Raw genomic sequence first — 21,139 nt, 5'->3', positions numbered from 1 at the left:
TAAAAAACTGAGGTAAAAGGTTCTTTCAGTGGAGCTTTCTTCCCTGAAACCCTTTCAGCAAAAGGGCTTCTAAACTAAAACCTCAAAGCATTCAGCAAAAATAAGGAAAAGATTGAAATTAATAGGAGTAGTAATTTTTCAGCAGGGCTGAAAGTTTCGTCATCGTTTGGAGATTTTCTTACAGGTGCTCTTTCTCGAATAGGGCTAGGAGGGTATGGGTTGACTTTATGTATCTCAAAAGTGGGTCGACCCGCTGTTTCCCATTCGAATCGCTTTTGGGGATCATTCAGCACCTCATAGGCTTTGTTGATCCATTTCAGACGTTCCTCTGCGTTTCGATCATTCCCATTTACGTCGGGATGCCACCTCATAGCCTCTCTACGAAAGGCCTTTTTGATTTCCTCATCATTGCTACTGGGATTAAGTCCTAATAAGGACCAGTAAGTAAACGTGCCTAAAGAGGAGGTCATCAGATGTCTTTGACTTATGTAGACCATCGATATCTAGAAATTGGCCATTTAGCCAGATCATTAGGACAAATTGTTTGTCTTTTTTCATTTATTGCTAAAGGTATTCCACTTATGCTTTGGTTTTTAAAGGGCTTAAAATAAGCTTTTGGATATGATGATTTCTTGGCTTTAAGTCTTTTATTTTGGGGTCAGGGTATTTGTAGTTCGGGTTTCAATGGATCACGCAGATCGATGCTTGAATCGTTCTTGTTGCGAAGCCTTTTGGGCAATGTCCTTTTTAATTCTGTGAAGGCCTGAAGTTGTTTAATCAGTTGACTCTTATCACTTCCAAGTTGAATCAATTTGAATTCCTTTGTTTTAAGGCTAAGTTCACCAGTTGGCGAGAGAATTATTTTTTCAAGATCATTCCCAATTTTCCTCCTTTCACGGAGTATTATTGATATTCTTTTTTGATCATTTTTTGTCCATCCCTCAACTATTATTTGAGTTGTGGGTGGGTCGCCAAGCTTGGCAATTTTCATTGACATCCATTGACCATCTTTGTCAAGAACCCCATTCTCATAGGGGCCTTGAGAGCTCTTTCTTGTTGCATATGCAATTGATTTTCTTTCTTGTAATTCAATTTCGAGTCTAGGTGGAATTAGCTGTTTACGTATAGAAACTGCTTTGACTGGCAGCATTATAAGTAGAGTTCGTTCTAGCTCTTTTGGGTTGATTAAAAGTAGGGGTTGAGGGAAGGTACTGCCAGATGCATTTATGATTGATTGTGGGTCAAGTTTTGAATTGCCTTTAATACGTAAATGCTTCACATTTATTTGACTCCATCCGTTTGCAAGTAGTATTGAGCCAAGTACAAAAGATATACTACTAAATATGATTGCTCTCCATAACTCTACAAGTTGATCATTGCGACGTTGATGTCTGAAGTTTCTTCGCCTTTCCTCCCTAGGATTAAGAGCTGATTTTTGTTTTTTAATAGCTGTTTACCTCATAAGTCGCATCGTGCTTTGGACATGAGTTGGTCCATCCATTCGCGGGCTCTTTCAGCATCAGCAAAAGGAACATCCATTTCCTTGCCGTCACCGATTAGTCGTAGTCGGCAGCGCCCTTGGGACTCTTCCGTTAACGGAGCTTCTCCAGAAGTTAATGCCATTAGCTCTACTAGTTCTAGTTTTGTGACTTCAAAGCTTCCTTGCTCCTGGAAGCTTCCTGCTTCAAAGCTGCTCCAACTTAATTGGCCTCCTTTAAGTTTCGCAGCCCCAGAACTGTCTAACTTGGAAAGTTCTGCTCCCTCTGCCCAAGTAAGAAAGAGATTTTGCCTACGTCGTTCAAGCCAGCCAAGGGCTGTAAGCATTAAAAATGCAAGCAGGAGTGGAAACCAGAGCAGACCGTGAATCATTTTCAGCGGAAATAATTAGAGTCCAGAGGGAATGGGAAGGTTTTGTTCATTCTCGCGCTGCTTCAACAAGCTGGCAGACAAGTTCCTCGAGAGTTACACCTGAGGCTCTCCAAAGCATTGGATACATACTTTGATGTGTAAAGCCCGGAAGGGTATTAACTTCATTGATCCAAATTTTTTGAATACATTCTTCATAGAAAAAATCAACCCTTGCCATTCCAGATACAGAAAGTGCTTGACAAGCTCTCTTGGTTTGCTTATGGATTTCATCTTCAAGGCTTTTAGGGATAGCTGCAGGAATAATCGTCGTAGTACGTCCTTCTGAGTATTTTGTTTCATAGTCGTACCAATCTGAATCAAAACGTACTTCCCCAACAACCGATAGCTTTAGATCCTCATGACCTAGAGCAGCACATTCAAGCTCTCTCGCAATAAGTCCCTTTTCTATAACTATTCTTTGGTCAAATTTTGCTGCTTTAGTGAGGCCATTTAAAACTTCTTGTTTATTAAATGCTTTTGTTATTCCTACAGAAGAACCTAAATTTGCAGGCTTCACAAAGCAAGGGTAGGAAAGTCTCTCCTCTAGTTTTTTGATAAGCTCTTCGATATAGTTTTCGTCTGAAAGTTGACTTGCTTTTACCCCAAGATATGGGACTTGAGGGATCTCTGCGGCTTTAAAAGCAGCTTTCATAGCCAGTTTGTCCATTGCTAAGGCAGAGCCAAGTACGCCAGAACCTACGAAAGGCTTTTTCATTAGTTTGAAGAGACCTTGCATAGTTCCATCCTCTCCATTGGGACCATGCATAACTGGATACCAAACATCTATTCGAGAGGTGTTATGTGGGAGCCCTTGGAATCCCGAAATATTTTTTTTGGAAGCAAGTTTTGCTTGGAGAGTATAAGAATCATCTCCTAATACTTGATACGCAATGGCTGTTTCATGCCAAGAACCTTGCCTGTCGACGTAAATGGGAATTACCTCGAAACGACTTTTGTTGGCACCTGTTCTTAGTGCCTTTACAACTGTTTTTGCTGATTGGATTGAGACGGTATGCTCACCAGAAGCACCACCAAAAACCACCCCTACACATGTGCGGGAGGAAGGCATAGATTTAATCGGTAAGAGCTGACGAAAAAATCATCAAATTAATTAGTACTTTTTTGAGACATCATGTCAAGGGGTTTCCGGTTAGAGAAAATGAGCGAACATCGCTAATTTTTACTTGAACCAGGTCTCCTGGCGAAAAGATTTTGCCGCTTTGTCCTTGCCTATCAAAGAAAGTTAGGCGATTTGTTCTCGTCCTTCCCATTAATTGAGATGGATTTTTAGAATTCGCCCCTTCTGCGAGGACCTCTTCGATTCGTCCTTGATAACGACAATTTCTTCGTCTAGCTGTTTTTTCTACAATCTTATTGATTTCCTTGAGACGTTCAACTTTTTGGGATTCTGAGATTTGATTAGGCCATGTAGCGGCTGGTGTATTAGGCCTAGGAGAGTAGGCAGCAGTATTAACTTGGTCAAAACCAATTTCTTCAATTAAGTCTAGGGTTCTTTCGAATTGATCAATACTTTCACCTGGGAAAGCAACTATTACATCGGTACTTATTGCAGCATCAGGCATTCTTTCTCTTATCTGGGAAATTATTCGACGATATCTCTCTACGGTGTACCCTCTAGACATTGATTTTAGTAAATCATTATCTCCACTTTGTACGGGGATGTGAAAGTGTTCGCAAATCTTCGGTAACTCTGAGCAGGCTTTGATTAACCTTTCTGTGAAGTAGCGTGGGTGGCTTGTGGCGAATCTAATTCTCTCAATACCTTTGACATTGTGAATAAAATACAATAGATCTGTAAGTGTATTTTCACGTCTTCCGCTTGAACTAATTCCAGGTAAATCACGACCATATGCGTCAATATTTTGCCCAAGTAATGTGACCTCACGAAATCCTTGGTTTGATAGTTCTTTTATTTCTTTAAGAACAGATTGTTTAGTCCTTGATTGTTCCTTACCTCTAACAGAAGGGACTACACAGTAAGTACATCTTTCATTACAGCCATAGATTACATTTACCCATCCACAAATTTTGCTATCCCTTCTCGCTGTGGTTAGATCCTCCATTATGTGGTGTTCATCAGTAGCAACAACTTGTTGTCCATTGTCTACTTGAATAAGCAAGGTCTCTAGCCTGTTTGCATGCTGAGGTCCCATAACTAAGTCTAATTCTGGGACTCGCCTTAGCAAGGCTTCTCCTTCTTGTTGTGCAACGCAACCAGCAACAATGAGCTTGAGATTAGGATTACTTTGTTTCCTTAGAACTTGTCGCCCTAAATAGCTATAAACTTTTTGCTCGGCATTATCACGAATAGTACAAGTGTTATAAAGCACTACATCGGCTTCAAGTTCATTGGAGGCTTGGTTGTATCCCATACTTTCAAGAATGCCTGCCATTCTTTCAGAGTCAGCCTTATTCATTTGACAACCAAAGGTGGTTATCCAATAGCTACTTTGACTCCGTTCTGGGCTGTAAGGACTTTTGGGCAGATTTTTTGTAGATGAGGTCACCAAGGGGACTTTTAAAGGGGTGGAACTGGAGGATTGATATGTCTCCATAATCTATTGATCTGTGAATTTTTGTGGTTTTCGGATTTTTTTACATAGGTATGGTTTTTAGGAAGAAGGACTAATCCTTCCTGGCCAAGGACTCTCCATATAATTAAAGGTTGAATGTGATGTTGATTCGTTCATCTTCGTTAGTTATTGGCTCGGGTGAAAACTCTTGCCTCACCATGATATTTCCTTGTTGAGCCGGTGTCTTTCAGTGTTTTTGCCAGGACACTGAATTAGTTGAGGGCGAGCGAGGGGATTCGAACCCCCGAATAGCGGCGCCACAAGCCGCTGCCTTAACCACTTGGCGACGCCCGCCGCGTCTCTATGAATTTACCAATTAACCAAGAAGAACTGCTTTGATTCAACTGTTGTTTTGTGTGGTTAATTCACATAGGAGTGATTTAAATGGCAGGTGCGTGATCATTGTTTCCCTTTTGAGGTGCTGTTCTGGTCATAAAATCTGTTGGGTTTGGGCAGGTTGTTCGTGAGCCCTAAAGGAAAAGGATCTATAGAAGCTCTTGTCCCAAGAGGGCTGCTTTTACTGAACTCGGACGAACTAATTGATGCTCCTGTGAATGTTGAGGGGCTTTCAGCTATTCGAGTCAAGTGGAGATCAGGCATCATTTCAGCTATTGAGATAATTGCTCCAGATGGTTTGTCTCCCAAAAAACTTCTTTTACCAAGACTCTTTGAGCCCCACGCTCATTTAGATAAGGCTTTTACCTGGAAGCAGTTCGCAAATCTAAGAGGAACATATCAGTGTGCTTTGTCTGCAAATATGCAAGAGCACGAGATTCGCTCTAAAGCCTTAGTTAGACAAAGGGCAGAAAAGGCAATGGCTTTAGCCCTGCGCAATGGGGTAAAGGCTATAAGAAGTCATGTTGATGTCTTGGATGGAAGGCAAGATGAATCCTGGGAGTCTTTAGTTGATCTCCAATGTGATTGGAGAGGATTGATAGAGCTACAGCTCGTTGCCCTAAGCCGTCTGGACTTTTGGAGTGGTTCTCCAGGGAGGGTTTTTGCAAAAAAGGTTGCTCAAGCTGGCGGGTTGCTGGGTGGCGTGATTGTGCCTCCTTTTGAAAAGAAAATAGTTAAAGACTCATTGCAAAAACTCTTATCACTGGCTGAAGAACTTGGCTGTGGTATTGATCTGCATGTCGATGAGGCTGCCTCACATCCAGCAGCTGGACTTCAGCAATTGCTAAGTGCTTTGGAAGAAATGAAAATATCAGTCCCAATTACATGTAGTCATTTGAGCAGTATGGCCTTGATGTCTACTGGGGAGTTGAATCGTCTTGCTGAACGAATGGCTCATCACAAGATAAAAGTAGTTGCCCTTCCATTAACTAATTCATGGTTATTAGGTAGAACCTCAACCTCGAGAGCAACTCCTCTTGTTCGCCCAGTGGCACCTGTTTGCCAATTGCAGAATGCAGGGGTAACAGTCGCTGTCGGTGGGGATAATGTTCAGGATTCCTGGTTTCCTGCTGGTAATTTTGATCCCATTGCACTTATGGGCTTTTCATTAGCCATGGTTCATTTGGCTCCTTGGCAGCGCTTGGGACTGGCCCCTTTTACAAGTGCAGCGGCAGAGGTTATGGGAATTGATTGGAATGGGGGGGTCCAGATTGGTAATGCTGCTGATTTTCTGTTGGTTGATGCAGCAAGTTGGTCTGAGGCCATGGCTGCACCTCCTACAAGGAAAGTAATGATTAATGGAAATTGGATAGATTAAAAGGCTTATTAAACAAACACTTCAGATCATTGCTGATAAATGAGTAGTTCTATGTCACCCCAAAAGTTGATTTCAGAATTGATTTCGATAGAAGGTCTCGATGTCATAAGTGAACCTTCTGAAGTGAAGAGGTTCTCTAGAGATGCTTATGACTATTCTCCTATTTTGAAAAAGAAGCTGGACGGTTGTATAGCTGATTTTGTCGTGCGACCTGGCTCTGTAAATGCAGTGGAAGCTGTCGCAAGAGTATGCACTAGCAATGGTATTCCTTTAACTCTTAGGGGTGCGGGAACGGGAAATTATGGGCAATGTGTACCCCTTCAAGGAGGAGTGGTAATGCTTATGGGAGGTCTACGTAATGTTCGAACTTTTGACAAAGTCTCTGGGGTTGTAACAGTGGAAACCGGTTGTTTAATGCGTGAACTGGACGAAAAACTTTCAGTATTTGGACGTCAGTTAAGACTTTGTCCTAGCACATGGAGAAGTGCAACGATTGGAGGTTTTGTGGCTGGTGGCTCAGGTGGTATTGGGTCTGTTAGATGGGGATTCCTAAGAGATCCTGGTCACCTGCAGGCACTTGAAGTTGTCACGATGGAGAAAAAACCCCAGCGACTTCAGTTAGATGCTTCTTCTTCTGAGGCTTTGAATCATGCGTACGGAACAAATGGAATTATTACTGCGCTGAGCTTGGCTACTGCTCCTTTAGTTTCGTGGCAAGAGGTGATTGTTGATTGCAAAGAGTGGTCTCAGGCTGTCGAACTTTTGTTGGAGTGCTCTCGCTCTGCCGTGGAGTTGAACCTTTGTAGTTTGGTCGAGAGCAGCATCGTTGATCAGCTTCCTAAATGGTGTGGTAATTCTCTGTCTCAACATCGTCTTTTTTTACTTGTTGCTCCAGATGGGGTTAATACTATTGAGCGCCTCGCAGCAAGAGCAGGTGGAATTTTTAATTGGATAGGTGAAGAGAATGTGCGAAGTGGTAATGGATTACGTGAATTGACATGGAACCACACCACTTTGCATTTACGGAGCGGAGACCCCAAATGGACTTACTTGCAGATGCTTTTGCCTCAGCCAGAATTACCTGCTATGTGTGCGCTAAAAGAACGCTGGGGGGGGGACTTGTTATGGCATTTGGAATCTGTTCGCCAACAAGGAGTTCAGCGCTTAGCTGCTTTACCAATAGTGAGATGGCAAGGCCAAAAGTTGTTGGAAGAAATGATTGCTGATTGCATAAATAATGGTGCTTTTTTGTTTAATCCTCACGTTATTACTGTTGAGGAAGGTGGACTTGGTGTAACTGATCAGGATCAGGTTGAGGCTAAGAAGCGTTATGACCCTCGTGGACTTCTCAATCCTGGGAAATTAAAGGGTTGGGTTTAGAAAGTTCCTAACACTCAAGACTGTCATAAGTAGCTATTCCTGTGGTTGGATTAACTCCTTCAGCTTCAAGACAAAGTTTTCTTTGGTCATCACTATCAAGAACTGCATAACTAAAGTCAGCCCCTTCTATATCAGCACCTGCAAAGCTGCTACCCATTGCGACCATATTTGTGAGGACTGCATTCCTTAAGTTGGTTCCTTTGAAATTAGCTCTATCGGCCAAAGTGTCTGATAGATCAACTCCTTCCAGATTTGCGCCAAGGAAATCAACTCTCGTTAATGTTGTGCCATGAAGGTTTGCATTACTAAAGTTTGCATCCCGTGCAATTGCACCTGCGAATGAGGACCTTGAGAAATCCTGCCCATGAAAGTCCCTGCCAGTGACATTGGTTAAGACGTAATTCGGTTGATTGGACATTTCTTTTTCGCCGAAACGACCTTCTTGTTGAAGAGCGCGCTCCTGGGCAAGACTTTCAAGAGCACTATCAAGGGCATAAGCAGGCGTTGAGACTAGAAAGCACAGAATTAGGCCAAAGAGCATTAACAGGCTTTGAAGCTTCCGTGAAGATATACGCATGATTTGAGAAGGCAATTACTGACTACTTTGCTTGATTATCCCTGTTGCGAGAAGATTACCCAGAAGATATAGAGAACCTGCTATCAAGGGAGGAGGACTTGGCCAATGGCCCATAGAGAAGATTTTGCACAATGCGTCTTCAGCTGATTTGGCTGAAATGAGTTGATTTTTGAGATCCTGACAGGCTTCTGAGAGTTGTCTTTGTTGCCAGTGACTGTGACCAGGTATTGGAACTATCCAAGCCTTATCACCGGGCTTTAGAAGGTAACGAAGAATTTCTGGCCCCTGTTTGTGTGATTGGATTCCCAGAATCCAGCAAGTACTTGTGTCTTGTTCTGTCAAAGCAGCTCTTTCTATTGAGAGTTGCTTAGCTGCGTGAGGATTGTGTGCTCCATCAATCACTACAGGTAGTCCCCTCCAAGTTGCGAATTGCATTCTCCCTGGCCAACTAGCTTGACTGAGTCCAGTTTTAATTTCTTCTTTACTGATGTTCCAGCCAATTAAGGAAATTGCTTCAATAACAGCCTTTGCAACAGCAGCATTTTGCCTTTGAATCTCTCCTCTTAAACCTAACTTCCATTCCTTTGGAACTTTAGATACCCATTTTAAAGTGGCCTTTTTTATTTCAGTTTCTTTCTGGATTATTTCAGCCACCTGAGGATGTTGTGGGCCACTAATTACTATTGCGTCATTAGGTATTGCAGCTGTTTTTTCTTTTGAAATTTCCTGCAAACTATTGCCTAAGTGTTGGCAATGATCTAACCCAATTGAGGCAATGGCAATTATTTTCCTATTTGGATGGATTGAGGTTGCATCTAATCTTCCCCCAAGTCCTGCTTCTAATACTAATAAATCGACATTTCTAGTTGAAAAGTAATCAAATGCAGTTGCAGTAACATATTCAAAAGGAGTTAGTTTGTGTTTCTCGGCAATTTGTTTGATCTTGGTAAGGAATGTGCGTAGATCTGTAGGGCTAATCAACTCCTTGTCTACTTGTATTCGCTCGCACCAACTAATTAAATGTGGAGAGGTGTATACACCTGTATGGATGTTGGCAATTTTAAAAATGCTTTGCAGAAAACTTGCTATTGAACCTTTCCCGTTCGTGCCTATTATTTGTATAGCAGGAATATCTTGGGAGGGTCCCCCCAAATCTTTGAGAGCTCTTTTTATTCTTTCCAGTCCAAGATGCATGCCGAACTGTTCAAGTTCTGGTATTAAGTCATTGAAGCTTTGTGATGACAGAGTATTTATTTGCTTCAAGTGAATAAGAGTTTTAATGTTGATTCAAGCCTTGATAAGAGTTCGTTTACTTCATTCTTCTTGATTATTAGTGGCGGAATTATTCTGATTACATTTGCCCCTGCTGGAACTACTAAAAGTTTTTGTTGAAGAGCTGTTTCTGCAATTAGCTTTGAGCTTATTTTAGTATCTTGATTAAGGACTAGGCCTTGGATTAGGCCAAGCCCCCTAACCTCTTTTAATTCTTTAGGAAATTTACTAATGAGCTCTATGAGACCTTCAGATAATTGATGGCCTCGTTGTTGAACATTTGAAAGAAGGTTTCTCTTGACAATTTCTTTGCAAACAGTTAACCCAGCTTTGCAGGCAAAAGGATTTCCTCCAAAAGTACTTGCATGGTCACCAGGTTTAAATATGTTTGCATGGTTTTTAACTAATAAGGCCCCTATAGCATGGCCTCCTCCCAAACCTTTTGCAACAGTAAAGGCATCTGGTTCTATACCTAGCTGTTCATATCCCCATAGGGTTCCTGTTCGTCCCATTCCAGTTTGAACTTCGTCGAAGATCAGTAATATCTTTTCTTTTGTACAGAGGTTTCTAAGACTTTTAAAGAAATTTAATTCCCCTGGATATACCCCTCCCTCTCCTTGAAGGGGTTCTATCAAAACTGCTGAAACAGTTTCTCTAGAGGATTTAATTTCGAGTAGCAGTGCTTCAAAGGCATCTGAATTGTTATAGGGAAAATATTTAAAGCCTTTAACTATTGGTTCAAAACCTTTGTGATAATTAGGTTGCCCAGTTGCACTAACTGCAGCAAGAGTCCTTCCATGAAAACTTCCCTTCGCTGAAAGAATAATGGATTCATTAAGATTTAACTTGGTATTTCCATATTTGCGAGCGAGTTTGATTGCCGCCTCATTGGCCTCTGCGCCGCTATTACAGAAGAACACACTATCGGCACAACTATTTGCAACCAGCCAATTTGCAAGTTCTTCCTGCTCTTGAATTTTATAGAGATTAGAAATGTGTTGAATCTTATTTAATTGCTTAGACAGTGAATCTCTTAGAACCTTGTCACTATGCCCAAGACTGCAAGTGGCAATGCCTGCAACAGCATCTAAGTAACGTTTCCCTGAGTCATCCCAAACCCAACACCCTTTTCCTCTTACAAGAGTTACAGGGAAGCGTTGGTAAGTACCCATTATTGAAGTGGGAGCGGTGGGACTTGAACCCACATGCCCTAAGGCGCTCGATTTTGAGTCGAGTCCGTCTACCAATTCCGGCACGCTCCCATGGAAACAGTTTATGTGAGTCTGGTCTTAATTTTGATGTCTGAGGATATTTGCCCCTGCAAGATTTAGCTTCTTTTCAAAGTTTTCATAGCCTCTATCAAGATGCTTGAGGCCTTCTAATTGACTGGTGCCTTTTGCTGCAAGGCCTGCAAGAACCATTGCAGCAGCTGCTCTTAAGTCCGTTCCGAAAATCGGCGCAGCGCTTAATTGAGGTACTCCTTCTATGACAGCTGTATTGCCTTGGAGGCGTATGCATGCACCCATTCGTTCGAGTTCCGCAACATGTTGCATGCGGTTTTCATAGATTTTTTCTGTGACGACACTGGTCCCTTGAGCAGTTGCTAGCAGTGCCATGAATGGGGCTTGTAAGTCTGTAGGGAAGCCTGGAAATGGTTGCGTAGTTATATCAACACCTTTTATATCCCCTGGGAAAATGGTTATTGAATTATTCTCATATCTAAGTTCACAGCCGCAATCCCTAAGTTTCTGTAGAACTGCGTTGAGGTGCTCAGGAACAATTGGCTTCACTGTAATTATTGAGCGTGTTATTGCTGCTGCGAGAAGAAAGGTGGCAGCTTCTATACGGTCTGGAATAACGCTGTAATTGCAGCCATAAAGTTTTTCAACGCCCTCCACGGTTATTGTCGGCCCCCCTGCACCAACGACTTTGGCTCCCATCTCATTGAGCAGGTTTGCTAAATCCTGAACTTCAGGTTCTTGGGCTGCATTTTCTATTGTGCTTGTGCCATGAGCCAGGACTGAGGCCATTATTAGAGTTTCTGTTGCACCAACGCTGGGACAATCCAGTACTACAGATGCACCTTTTAATTTCCTTGAAAGCCCTGGCACTGAGGCTGATACCACTCCATGCTCAACACTTACAACTGCTCCAAGAGCTTTGAGCCCCTTGATATGTTCCGCTACAGGCCTTGCCCCGATTCTGCAACCACCAGGTAGAGGTATTTTTGCTTTTCCAAGTCTTCCTAAAAGAGGGCCTATGCAGAAAAAACTTGCCCTCAGTCCATGGACGAGATCATAGGGAGGTTCAACATGTTGAATTTGATTGGCATTCAATTGAAGTGAACTTTGGGATCTACTTAGCTTTACCCCCATAAATTGGAGGATTGCACTCATCCCATCAATATCAGTTAGCTCAGGAACATTGTTCAGGATTAAAGACTCATCAGTTAATAGCGCAGCTGCCATCAAAACAAGCGCTGAATTTTTTGCTCCACTTACTTTTATTTCTCCAGACAAGGAGGACTCTCCTCTGATTTGAAGATGCGGCTTTTTAATCTCTTGAGAGACTCTGGCCGCGAAGGGCATGTCGTGTTCACTACTTCTTTCGGCCCATATTGACAAGAGAATTTGATTGCGTCCAGCCGTCCAGAGCATGAACTGGTGGATTATTTGTATGGTGTCAAAAACCTAGTTGTTGATGCTTTAGGGTCAGACCGTCGGTTTCACGGCATGTTCAGGCGGATGTGGCGGAATCGGTAGACGCGCTAGTTTCAGGTACTAGTGACAGCAATGTCATGGGAGTTCAAGTCTCCCCATCCGCACTATTTTGAGTAGGTCTGGTTTTTTCTGTTTGAAATGATTTTGTTGAAGATTTCTAATGCTTCCGAACTTGTGGCTTCAAAAGTTGGGAAGTTTGTAGAACTTCTTACGCCAGATCAAATTGATCAGACTGCTGTAGAAGAGCAGCTTATGAAAGAGCTTATTAAAAACCTCGAAGGCGAAGGGGTAAAAGGACAAATCTCTATAGTTAATGGAATGGAAGTAGAAGGACAAAAGTTGCTTCTTGGTGAAGGGTTAAGGGTTAGAAAACAACAGGATTTTTGAGGTACTAACTATTAATATTATTCCCACTACTGTTATTAAAAGCCGAAGGAATCCCCTCGTTAAGCGATTGAGGTCAATTGCCACACGAGAAGGGAGAAAAGAACATTCGATGCTGTTATTAGAAGGTACACATTTGTTAGAAGAAGCTCTAAAAGTAGGTTCTCTGCCTAAAGAACTTGTTGCAACAAGATTGTGGATGGATGCAAATCAATCAATCCTGCGAGAGATAAATTCAGAAACTCAAATATATGAGGTCACTCCTTCAGTGTTGGCTGCCTCAGTAACTACAGTTAGCCCTGATGGAGTTGCTTCTTTAATACCTATCTCAGCACTTCCTTTGCCTAGGCCTCATAGCAATTTTGTTTTAGCTTTAGATCGTCTGCAAGATCCTGGGAACTTAGGAACTTTGTTGAGAACTGCTTTAGCTGCGGAAATTCAAGCTGTTTGGCTGGCTGGCGGTGCTGACCCCATGTCTCAAAAGGCTATTAGGGCTTCTTCAGGGGCTTTGCTTCGAATGCCAATTTGTCGTTTTGGTGATGATGATGCAAGCAAGGGTGTCTTAAAGCTTGAACATCAACTCAGGCTTTGTGCAAAAGCAGGCCAGCAAATTGTTGGAAGTTTTGTTCCAGGTTTTTCAGATATTTTTCCGGTTTTACCTTATTGGGAACTTGATTGGAATAAGCCAACCATTTTGTTGTTGGGTAATGAAGGATCAGGTATACATCCACTTCTTAAGAGCTGTTGTACGCATGGAGTTACCCTCCCTCATAGCTCAAATGTTGAGTCACTCAATGTGGCAGCTGCAGCAGTTCCGATGCTTCTTGAGCGACGAAGGGCCAAAATGACCAAGACAATGCAAAAGCTCGAGTGAAGGAAGCCAGTTTCGACTTTGATCTCATAGTTATCGGCGCAGGTTATGGGGGCTTTGATGCCGCAAAGCATGCTGCTGAGAAAGGCCTAAAGGTGGCCATTGTTGAGTCGCGAGAAATGGGAGGCACATGCGTGAATCGAGGTTGTGTGCCTTCTAAGGCTTTGTTGGCTGCAAGTGGAAAGGTTCGTGAACTGGCAGATTCTGCTCATCTTTCTGGTTTTGGAATTCATGCGTCTCCGGTACGTTTTGAAAGGAGAAAAATTGCTGAACATGCGAATAATTTGGTTAAAACTATTCGCACTAACCTCACTAAGAGTCTTGAAAGAGTTGGTGTAACTATCCTTCTTGGCTCTGGCCGCTTAGAGGGGCCTCAGAGAGTCGGTGTTAGAGATAAGAATGGAGTTGATAGGGTTTTAAGTTCTCGAAACATTATTCTTGCTACAGGCTCTGACCCTTTTGTACCTCCGGGAATTGAGACTGATGGCCGTACTGTTTTTACTAGTGATGAAGCGGTAAATCTTGAATGGTTGCCTAGATGGATAGCAATAATCGGTAGCGGCTATATAGGTTTGGAATTTGCGGATGTTTATACGGCGCTTGGTTGCGAAGTGACAATGATCGAAGCTCTTGAGCGGGTGATGCCAACTTTTGATGTTGATCTCACCAAATTGGCTAAAAGACAACTAATTGATGGTCGGGATATTGATGCTCGTGCAGGGGTTTTGGCAAACAAAATTGTACCTGGATGCCCTGTGAAAATTGATCTTGCAGACACGAAGACTAAAGAACCATTAGAACAGCTTGAGGTCGATGCAGTATTGGTTGCCACAGGGCGAGTCCCTTCAAGTGAAGAACTCAACCTTAGTTGTTTAGGTATAGAAACTAATCGAGGATTTGTACCAGTAGATGATCATATGCGTGTATTAGTAGATGGAAAACCTATCCCCAATTTATGGGCTGTGGGAGATTTAACTGGAAAAATGATGCTTGCTCATACTGCAGCGGCGCAAGGAACTATAGCGGTTGACAATATACTTGGTAATTCAAGATTAATTGACTATAGAAGTATTCCTGCGGCTACTTTTACACATCCAGAAATTAGTTCGGTAGGACTTTCTGAATTAGAGGCGAGGAAACTATCTGATGAATCTGGCTTTGAATTAGGAAGCGTGCGAAGTTATTTTAAAGCTAACTCAAAAGCATTGGCGGAAAATGAAGGTGATGGTCTTATGAAGTTGCTATTTAGGAAAGACACAGGAGAGGTATTAGGCGCACATATTTTTGGTCTGCATGCTGCAGACCTTATTCAAGAGGTCTCTAATGCAATAGCAAGGCGCCAGAGTGTTAAAGAATTGTCTTGTGAAGTTCATACCCACCCTACTCTTAGTGAAGTTGTTGAAGTTGCTTACAAACAAGCTGTTCATCAGCTTAATAAGTTAGATTCTAATTAACCTAAAATCCAGTAATTCATACAAATTTAAAATGGAAATACGTCGTAGGCCTCCCAATCCAAGTGTAAAAGTTGCCAGCCTGGAATATTCCATTCCTCATGAAGATAGTCAGCCGCGCAATATTCTTGAGAAGATTGTTTGGGAAAAAGATAGAGAAGTTGAAAATTTAAGAAAACGTGTTCCTTTGGAAAAATTGCAAAAAAAGATATTTGAACTTCCTCCTACAAAGGATTTCCTTAAGGCACTTAGAAGTGCACCAATTTTGCCTGCGGTTATAGCTGAGGTTAAGAAAGCTAGTCCAAGTAAAGGAGTTATACGAGAGGACTTTGACCCAGTGTCTATTGCCTTGGCTTACGCTAAGGGAGGAGCAAGTTGTATATCGGTATTAACTGACAAGCATTTTTTTCAGGGTGGATTTGATTATCTTGTAGACATAAGAAAACAGGTTGATCTGCCTATCCTTTGCAAGGATTTTATCCTTTCACCATATCAACTTTATCAATCGAGAGCTGCTGGTGCGGATGCAGTTTTATTAATAGCATCAATTCTTTCTGATCAGGATCTTACTTATTTAAATAAGGTGGCAAAATCATTGACTTTAAATGTGTTGGTGGAAGTACACAATGAGGAAGAACTTCAGCGCATACTTGCACTTGGGAATTTCCCGTTAGTAGGAATCAATAATCGTGATCTAACTACTTTTGAAACCGACCTGGCTACAACCGAGTCACTTGGGAAGCGATTTAAAGATGAATTAAGTCAAGAAGGCTGTTTGCTGGTAAGTGAATCTGGCTTGTTTACCCGGGGTGATTTGGATAGGGTTCATTCTGCAGGTGCAGCGGCTGTATTGGTTGGAGAGTCGTTGATGAAGCAAATGGACGTCTATGTTGCTTTGCAAAAGCTAATACGGGGTTGAGAACATTTAAGGTTTTTGTAATCAGCTACGATTCATAATTGCTAATACTTAGAGGCTTCTTTCAAACTGATGCAATTAGACAAAATTAGTTTGTTCATTGTTTTTCTATGTTAATCAGCGTCCTTACAGGCTTTGCTGCAGGTGCACTTCATGTTGTAGGGGGTGCCGATCATCTTGTGGCCATGGCGCCAAGCTCTTTAAAGAGCCCAGCCAAAGCATTGAAAGGTGGTATGGCTTGGGGCCTTGGACATTCAACAGGCGTATTGCTTTTGTCAGGACTAGCAATACTTTTTAAGGACATTGCTCAGATTGAAAAACTTTCTACCTTTGCAGAATTTACTGTTGGCTTATTGCTGCTTGTTATAGGTGCTTTAGCTATTAGAAGCTCTTTAGGATTTTATATACATAGTCATAAGCATATGCATGATGAGAATACCTCCCATAAGCATCTACACATGCATTTCAGAGGTGATAAAGGACACCTAAGTCATAGTCATGCTGCTACCAGCCTTGGTGTCCTCCATGGTTTAGCAGGTGCCAGCCATTTGCTTGCAGTTATACCAGCATTGGCTCTTCCTGCGTTCGGGGCAGTGCTATATATGACTGCGTTTTTGTTTGGTTCAGTTGCAGCAATGGGAGCTTTTGTTTTAGTGATTTCTAATGCAACTGTGTATGCTGGAAGAAGGAGATTTCCAGTCATTATTGGACTTACTGGTGGGCTATCAGTTGTAACAGGATTCTTTTGGCTTCAAAAAACTTCTGCTTTAATTTTTTAAATGAACCAAATGGTCCTATTTGAGCTGTTTGAACTTTAAAGACTTGTTCGACAATACCTCTCAGGCAAAAATTGTTGACCAACCCAAATTGTCTGCTATCGATACTTCCCACTTCGTTATCACCTCTCAGATCAAATCCATGTTGTGTTAATCGGTAGATACGTTTAATCATTAATACTTCTGGTTTAAGCGGGTGGCTTACAACAACTAAACAACCTTCTTTTAGAGATAAATCTTGTTCATTTGTTGGACGGAAGATAACGATATCCTTAGGAGCAAGTGTTGGCAGCATTGAATAGCCTTCAACACGACAATGTCTAAGGCTCCCACTTAGTATCTTTGCAAGAAACAACCAGTTTGGATCAGGCTGGTTAAAGCCTTTTTTTAAATTAACTTGCAGTGTCCCAGGCGTCAGAACGACCTTTTGATTGCCAAAACATGTTGTGGATTTTCTCCACAGAGCTCATTAGCTCTTGGGCTTTTTCTTGATCAATGTTGACCTTGCAAGCACTACATAATTTTGCAGCTTTCCAGAAGGTGTCATGAAGGTCTGGGAAGGTGGCTAAATGCTCTGGTTTGAAGTAATCAGTCCAAAGAATTAGTAGTTCCTTTTTGGTTTCTTGGGCTTGTTCCTCTTTTACAGCGACATAGCGGGAGAATGTGTTGTTGTATTCCGCCCAAGCTTTTGGATCACTGCTTGTAGGCGGTGCCATGGCAATGAGCTTTTTAGTCATTGACAAAACTGCTTCTGCTGCAACTCGTGCTGAGGCAGGGTCATAGACACCACAAGGACCATCACAATGGGCCTCAGCTGTTTGAGCAGGAAGGAAATTGAGAATTGTTGAAAGTGCCGAGCGGAACATCTCGTTAATCATGTGCCTGTTTACAGCCTACTTGGGGACATTACTAAGTAGGGAAATTCATCTTCAATTCACAAGGGATGAGGCTCACTTGATACTCAGAAGTTCAACTTCAAAAATGAGGGTCGCGTTTGGTGGAATTACTTGTCCTGCCCCTCTAGAGCCATATCCGAGCTCAGGTGGTATTACTAATTTTCTTTTCCCGCCTACTTTCATTCCCGCGACACCTTCATCCCATCCTTTTATTACTCTTCCAGCTCCTAGAGGGAAAGTAAAAGGGCCTCGGCCATAACTACTGTCAAATTCATTGCCATTCTCAAGGGTCCCTCGATAGTGCACCGATACAGTTTGTCCAGCTGATGCCTCATCACCTGTGCCAAGTGAGATTTCTGTGATCATTAATCCACTTGAGGTCATTTGAGGAGTCTCTGATTCAATAGGTGTTCCTAGATCTGTACTTCCAAGGGTGTCCTTTGAGGAAGCCATTGCAAAAAGAACTGGATTGGGATCGTCAGGGTCAAGCTCAAAAACGTTTGTTGAAACAGCAGCTTGCTCAACCTTTTGAAGGTTAGTTTGAGTCAGAGGCTCTTCATTGCTAGCGGCTATAGCCGAGGGAGCAACGATCTGGCTTGCTAGTGCAACGATTAAACAGCAGACAAAAACAGTAAAACTTATCAGGATGTCTTTCATCGTTTTGGTTTTTAGGTTTTCCTATGAGAAAGGTTACTTCGCTAATTATAAATTTGAAAACCGATGGATTTTTAGTGTGACCTTTGTATGACTTGTTCTCAATACCTTGAGGTGCTTTACATGTCATCAGCTTCGTCTAATCCTGATTAATTTCAGGCATTCTCCTTATTAATTCTTCTCTTGCGAATAGGAGTTGATGTTTCACTATCCTTTATAGGGGAAATTGGTTAGACAAATTTCACTGTTTTCATTGAGGTCTCGACTTCTGCGGTTTCCTTTAAACCCAAAGCGCATCGAGTATTTCTTAATCCTTTTGCGAGGATTACTTGGGGGGGTGTTGGCTGGATATGGCCTTAGTAATGCCGGTGTGGTGATGATGACTCCATCTTTGGTGTTGCTTTGGTCAATTTGCCGCTATCCATTAGCAGCTTCTATATGGGGTGGTTTTGCAGTCCTTATTAGTCATTCTTGGCTGCTTGCTTTGCATCCCCTTACTTGGGTGGGTATAAATGCTGCCTTGAGCCTTCCTTTTACATTAATCATTTGGACAGCTTGTGCATTCTTGGGAGGGATTCTTGTTGGTTTTTGGGCTTGGTTTGGCAAATTGATTTTTGGTTTTGTGCATAAGGATGGAACTTTGCGAATTCAGTTTTCTTATGCACTGGTTATGGCCTGTCTTTGGGGGCTGGCTGAGGTATCACTTGCTCGTTTGCCTTTGTTTTGGATTGGTTTGGGTTCAAGCCTTTTGCCGTTAGATAGACCTCTGGCAGGGCTGGCCCAACTTTTTGGTGCAGGGGGATTGGCAACAATTCAATTGTTAATTAGTTGGTGGATTTGGAAAATATTTATCGCTATGCGTAGTGGTAGAAAGCTTTTTAAGCCTTTATTGATTGGTTTTAGCTTGGTAGCTTTACTACATTTATTTGGTTGGAGTTTGTTAGCAGGACATAAATCATCTGGATCAATTCTTGTTAGTACATGGCAACCTGCAATCCCTACACGCAAGAAGTTCACAATGGAACAATTGCGTCTTTTGCCAAATGCATTGCAGACTGCTTTAGAAGATTCAGCTGATTTGGGGGCAGATTTATTTGTTGCTCCAGAGGGGACTTTGCCTTATGGCAAAGTCCTTCCTTTACCAGCACCATTGCCAAGCTTTATTGGTGGGTTCCGTTCAGTGAAAGGTCAGCAAAGAAGTTCATTATTGGTTTTTGAAAAAGGTGAACAAATAGCCTCTTCGGCAATTGATAAATATCGTTTAGTACCTTTAGGCGAGTGGGTGCCTTCTTGGCCAGGACTAAATAAGATTGGCCTCTCAGCAGTAGGAGGGTTGACTCCTGGCGCACCCTCTAGACTATTGGATTGGAAGGGACCTCCAGTTGGTGTTGGTATTTGTTATGAATTGAGTAATGGTGTTTCATTCTCAAATGCTGTTTCTAAAGGAGCTAATTGGCTCCTAGTAGTTGCCAATTTGGATCCCTACCCTGTTTCTTTACATGCACAGTTCAATTCACTATCTCAAATTCGTAGTATTGAAACTGCTCGTGATCTTTTAGTTGTGGCAAATAATGGCCCATCAACTCTGGTTTCACCCAATGGGGAGCAAGTACAACTAGTTGATCCATTTAAGGAAGGTAATGGCCTAGCAAAAGTCCACCTATATGACTCTAATACTTTCTATTCTAAATGGGGTGAGTTGCCCCTCTATATGTTTTTAGTGCTTGGGTCTTTTGGTATTTTTTTCAAAGGTTAGACTATTAAATTTTTATTCTTTAGATGCTTTCGATTAAGCCTCCACCGAGGAGTAAATCCCCCCTGTAAAAAACTGCTGCTTGCCCTGGTGTAATTGAAAACTGGTACTCTTTAAAAGTCAAAATGCATCTATATGGTCGATGATCATCAATATCACGTTGCTCGGCTTCAATTGGTGTTAATAAACCTTCTACTGGTTGACTTCGATAGCGGACCTGCACTTCCACTTCTAATGGCTCGCAAGGAGGTTGAATTGACACCCAGTTAATCTTTCCAACAATACATTCTGATTGCCCGGCTTCTGCTCTGGGTGCAACTTCAACTTGATTGTTCTCTGCGTCTATTCGAGTTACGTGAAGTGGCTCATGCCATGCGACTCCTATCCCTCTTCGTTGGCCAATGGTGAAATGTTGTATTCCATCGTGTTCTCCTATTACAGTTCCGTTTTTGAGAATAATTTCCCCTTTTTTTGATGGCAGATAATTGTCAAGAAAATCTTTCATTGAGCCATAATGTTCAACTAGGCATAGGTCTTGACTTTCAGGCTTTTGTGCTGTGCGAAGGCCATGCCTAGCAGCCTCTTTTCTGGTGTCTTCTTTGGATAATTCTCCAAGAGGAAAGATTACTTTCGCAAGTATTTCTTGTGGTAGATCATATAAGAAGTAGCTTTGATCTTTGTTTTTATCAGCTCCACGAAGAAGTTGGTGTCTTGATTTATCTTCTGGGATTCCTTTAATCTGCAAATATTGTTCATCAGGGTGTCGAACTCTTGCATAATGCCCAGTTGCTAAAAAAGGAATCTTTCGTTGTTCTTCAGCCCAATTAAGCATTGGACCAAACTTGACTGAACGATTGCACCTTGAGCATGGAAGAGGTGTTATTCCTTCTTTATAACCTTTAACTAATGTGTTGACTATTTGTTCTTCAAAAATAGATTTTGAATCAACTATATGGTGAACTATTCCTAGTTGATCGCATATACCTGCTGCATCTACCAGTCCTTCGGAGCAACATGACCCTTTACCACTCATTAACCAAAGTGTTAAACCTTCTACTTCCCATCCAGCTTCAACCATAAGAGCTGCTGTTAAAGAGCTATCAACTCCACCTGAGAGGCCTACAGCAATTTTGTGTTCGCCTTTAAAGCGCTCTAGAGCTTCGAGTGTTTTTGCCCCGGTTTGAGTGACCGGTAATGAGCAGGAAGGCATGGCAAATCGTGGGTGAAATTGATTATTTACAGGCAATAAGGCAATTCTTTATCCATAGTTAGG

At 42.1% G+C, this 21,139-nt stretch carries 21 protein-coding genes and 3 tRNA genes; 9 read left to right on the top strand and 15 right to left on the bottom strand.

Features of this window, described 5'->3' with window-relative positions:
- Positions 1-74: 74 nt before the first annotated feature.
- From SOI83_RS03490 to SOI83_RS03465, 6 genes are all read right to left on the bottom strand, one after another.
- The gene (locus SOI83_RS03490; RefSeq protein WP_320677250.1) at positions 75-470 is read right to left on the bottom strand and encodes a J domain-containing protein; all 396 of its coding nucleotides are present in this window, start codon (positions 468-470) and stop codon (positions 75-77) included.
- Positions 471-658: 188 nt separating this feature from the next.
- Entirely contained in the window at positions 659-1,279 is a 621-nt protein-coding gene (locus SOI83_RS03485) for a cell division protein FtsQ/DivIB (RefSeq protein WP_320677249.1), read from the bottom strand.
- 179 nt (positions 1,280-1,458) lie between these two features.
- The gene (locus tag SOI83_RS03480) at positions 1,459-1,869 is read right to left on the bottom strand and encodes a hypothetical protein (protein WP_320677248.1); all 411 of its coding nucleotides are present in this window, start codon (positions 1,867-1,869) and stop codon (positions 1,459-1,461) included.
- A 46-nt stretch (positions 1,870-1,915) separates the two neighbouring features.
- On the bottom strand, positions 1,916-2,977 hold the full coding sequence (locus SOI83_RS03475; RefSeq protein ID WP_320677247.1) for a D-alanine--D-alanine ligase family protein: 1,062 nt from the start codon (positions 2,975-2,977) through the stop codon (positions 1,916-1,918).
- Between the two features lie 61 nt (positions 2,978-3,038).
- Positions 3,039-4,484, bottom strand: coding sequence for a tRNA (N6-isopentenyl adenosine(37)-C2)-methylthiotransferase MiaB (gene miaB, locus SOI83_RS03470; RefSeq protein ID WP_414153429.1), 1,446 nt, complete (start codon positions 4,482-4,484; stop codon positions 3,039-3,041).
- Positions 4,485-4,723: 239 nt separating this feature from the next.
- Positions 4,724-4,796 (bottom strand) — tRNA-His (locus tag SOI83_RS03465).
- Between the two features lie 169 nt (positions 4,797-4,965).
- Here SOI83_RS03465 and SOI83_RS03460 point away from each other — a divergent pair.
- Both SOI83_RS03460 and SOI83_RS03455 read left to right on the top strand, forming a co-directional pair.
- Positions 4,966-6,216, top strand: a complete 1,251-nt coding sequence (locus SOI83_RS03460) for an amidohydrolase family protein (RefSeq protein WP_320677245.1) — start codon at positions 4,966-4,968, stop codon at positions 6,214-6,216.
- A gap of 39 nt (positions 6,217-6,255) precedes the next feature.
- Positions 6,256-7,596, top strand: coding sequence for an FAD-binding oxidoreductase (locus tag SOI83_RS03455; RefSeq protein WP_320677244.1), 1,341 nt, complete (start codon positions 6,256-6,258; stop codon positions 7,594-7,596).
- A 7-nt stretch (positions 7,597-7,603) separates the two neighbouring features.
- Here the strand turns inward: SOI83_RS03455 and SOI83_RS03450 are convergent, their stop codons facing one another.
- From SOI83_RS03450 to murA, 5 genes are all read right to left on the bottom strand, one after another.
- On the bottom strand, positions 7,604-8,173 hold the full coding sequence (locus SOI83_RS03450) for a pentapeptide repeat-containing protein (protein WP_320677241.1): 570 nt from the start codon (positions 8,171-8,173) through the stop codon (positions 7,604-7,606).
- 15 nt (positions 8,174-8,188) lie between these two features.
- Positions 8,189-9,436 carry a dihydrofolate synthase gene (locus tag SOI83_RS03445; RefSeq protein WP_320677240.1) on the bottom strand — a complete coding sequence of 416 codons (1,248 nt, stop codon included), beginning with the start codon at positions 9,434-9,436 and terminating at the stop codon, positions 8,189-8,191.
- On the bottom strand, positions 9,433-10,650 hold the full coding sequence (locus SOI83_RS03440) for an aspartate aminotransferase family protein (RefSeq protein ID WP_414153428.1): 1,218 nt from the start codon (positions 10,648-10,650) through the stop codon (positions 9,433-9,435). Before SOI83_RS03440 ends, SOI83_RS03445 begins: the two co-directional genes overlap by 4 nt.
- A tRNA-Leu gene (locus tag SOI83_RS03435) sits at positions 10,626-10,707 on the bottom strand. Before SOI83_RS03435 ends, SOI83_RS03440 begins: the two co-directional genes overlap by 25 nt.
- Positions 10,708-10,734: 27 nt before the next feature.
- Positions 10,735-12,033, bottom strand: coding sequence for a UDP-N-acetylglucosamine 1-carboxyvinyltransferase (murA, locus tag SOI83_RS03430; protein ID WP_320677618.1), 1,299 nt, complete (start codon positions 12,031-12,033; stop codon positions 10,735-10,737).
- 152 nt (positions 12,034-12,185) lie between these two features.
- Here murA and SOI83_RS03425 point away from each other — a divergent pair.
- The 6 genes from SOI83_RS03425 to SOI83_RS03400 all read left to right on the top strand — a co-directional run bounded on the left by SOI83_RS03425 (position 12,186) and on the right by SOI83_RS03400 (position 16,566).
- Positions 12,186-12,269 (top strand) — tRNA-Leu (locus SOI83_RS03425).
- A gap of 34 nt (positions 12,270-12,303) precedes the next feature.
- Positions 12,304-12,552 (top strand): hypothetical protein, encoded by a 249-nt coding sequence (locus SOI83_RS03420; RefSeq protein ID WP_320677239.1) that lies wholly within the window; start codon positions 12,304-12,306, stop codon positions 12,550-12,552.
- Positions 12,553-12,571: 19 nt separating this feature from the next.
- Complete coding sequence (locus SOI83_RS03415; protein ID WP_414153439.1) at positions 12,572-13,423, top strand: TrmH family RNA methyltransferase; 852 nt, start codon at positions 12,572-12,574, stop codon at positions 13,421-13,423.
- Positions 13,420-14,874 (top strand): dihydrolipoyl dehydrogenase, encoded by a 1,455-nt coding sequence (locus tag SOI83_RS03410; protein ID WP_320677237.1) that lies wholly within the window; start codon positions 13,420-13,422, stop codon positions 14,872-14,874. Before SOI83_RS03415 ends, SOI83_RS03410 begins: the two co-directional genes overlap by 4 nt.
- A gap of 31 nt (positions 14,875-14,905) precedes the next feature.
- Positions 14,906-15,790, top strand: coding sequence for an indole-3-glycerol phosphate synthase TrpC (gene trpC, locus SOI83_RS03405; protein ID WP_320677236.1), 885 nt, complete (start codon positions 14,906-14,908; stop codon positions 15,788-15,790).
- Positions 15,791-15,897: 107 nt separating this feature from the next.
- A complete protein-coding gene (locus tag SOI83_RS03400; protein WP_320677235.1) occupies positions 15,898-16,566 on the top strand; it encodes a hydantoin utilization protein A in 669 nt (222 codons plus the stop codon).
- Here the strand turns inward: SOI83_RS03400 and sodX are convergent.
- The 3 genes from sodX to SOI83_RS03385 all read right to left on the bottom strand — a co-directional run bounded on the left by sodX (position 16,499) and on the right by SOI83_RS03385 (position 18,116).
- Positions 16,499-16,918, bottom strand: coding sequence for a nickel-type superoxide dismutase maturation protease (sodX, locus tag SOI83_RS03395; protein ID WP_320677234.1), 420 nt, complete (start codon positions 16,916-16,918; stop codon positions 16,499-16,501). The two genes, SOI83_RS03400 and sodX, sit on opposite strands and share 68 nt — an antisense overlap.
- 37 nt (positions 16,919-16,955) lie before the next feature.
- On the bottom strand, positions 16,956-17,429 hold the full coding sequence (gene sodN / locus SOI83_RS03390) for a superoxide dismutase, Ni (RefSeq protein ID WP_320677233.1): 474 nt from the start codon (positions 17,427-17,429) through the stop codon (positions 16,956-16,958).
- A gap of 84 nt (positions 17,430-17,513) precedes the next feature.
- The gene (locus tag SOI83_RS03385) at positions 17,514-18,116 is read right to left on the bottom strand and encodes an FKBP-type peptidyl-prolyl cis-trans isomerase (protein ID WP_320677232.1); all 603 of its coding nucleotides are present in this window, start codon (positions 18,114-18,116) and stop codon (positions 17,514-17,516) included.
- Between the two features lie 313 nt (positions 18,117-18,429).
- On the opposite strand from SOI83_RS03385, the gene SOI83_RS03380 reads away from it, so the two are divergent.
- A complete protein-coding gene (locus tag SOI83_RS03380; RefSeq protein ID WP_320677231.1) occupies positions 18,430-19,869 on the top strand; it encodes an apolipoprotein N-acyltransferase in 1,440 nt (479 codons plus the stop codon).
- Between the two features lie 19 nt (positions 19,870-19,888).
- Here the strand turns inward: SOI83_RS03380 and mnmA are convergent, their stop codons facing one another.
- On the bottom strand, positions 19,889-21,076 hold the full coding sequence (gene mnmA / locus SOI83_RS03375) for a tRNA 2-thiouridine(34) synthase MnmA (RefSeq protein WP_320677229.1): 1,188 nt from the start codon (positions 21,074-21,076) through the stop codon (positions 19,889-19,891).
- Positions 21,077-21,139 lie beyond the last annotated feature (63 nt).

The organism is Prochlorococcus sp. MIT 1300, assembly GCF_034092375.1.
Lineage (GTDB): Bacteria > Cyanobacteriota > Cyanobacteriia > PCC-6307 > Cyanobiaceae > MIT-1300.
The sequence above is the reverse complement of the archived record's forward strand: the minus strand, read 5'-3'. Positions and strand labels throughout refer to the sequence as shown.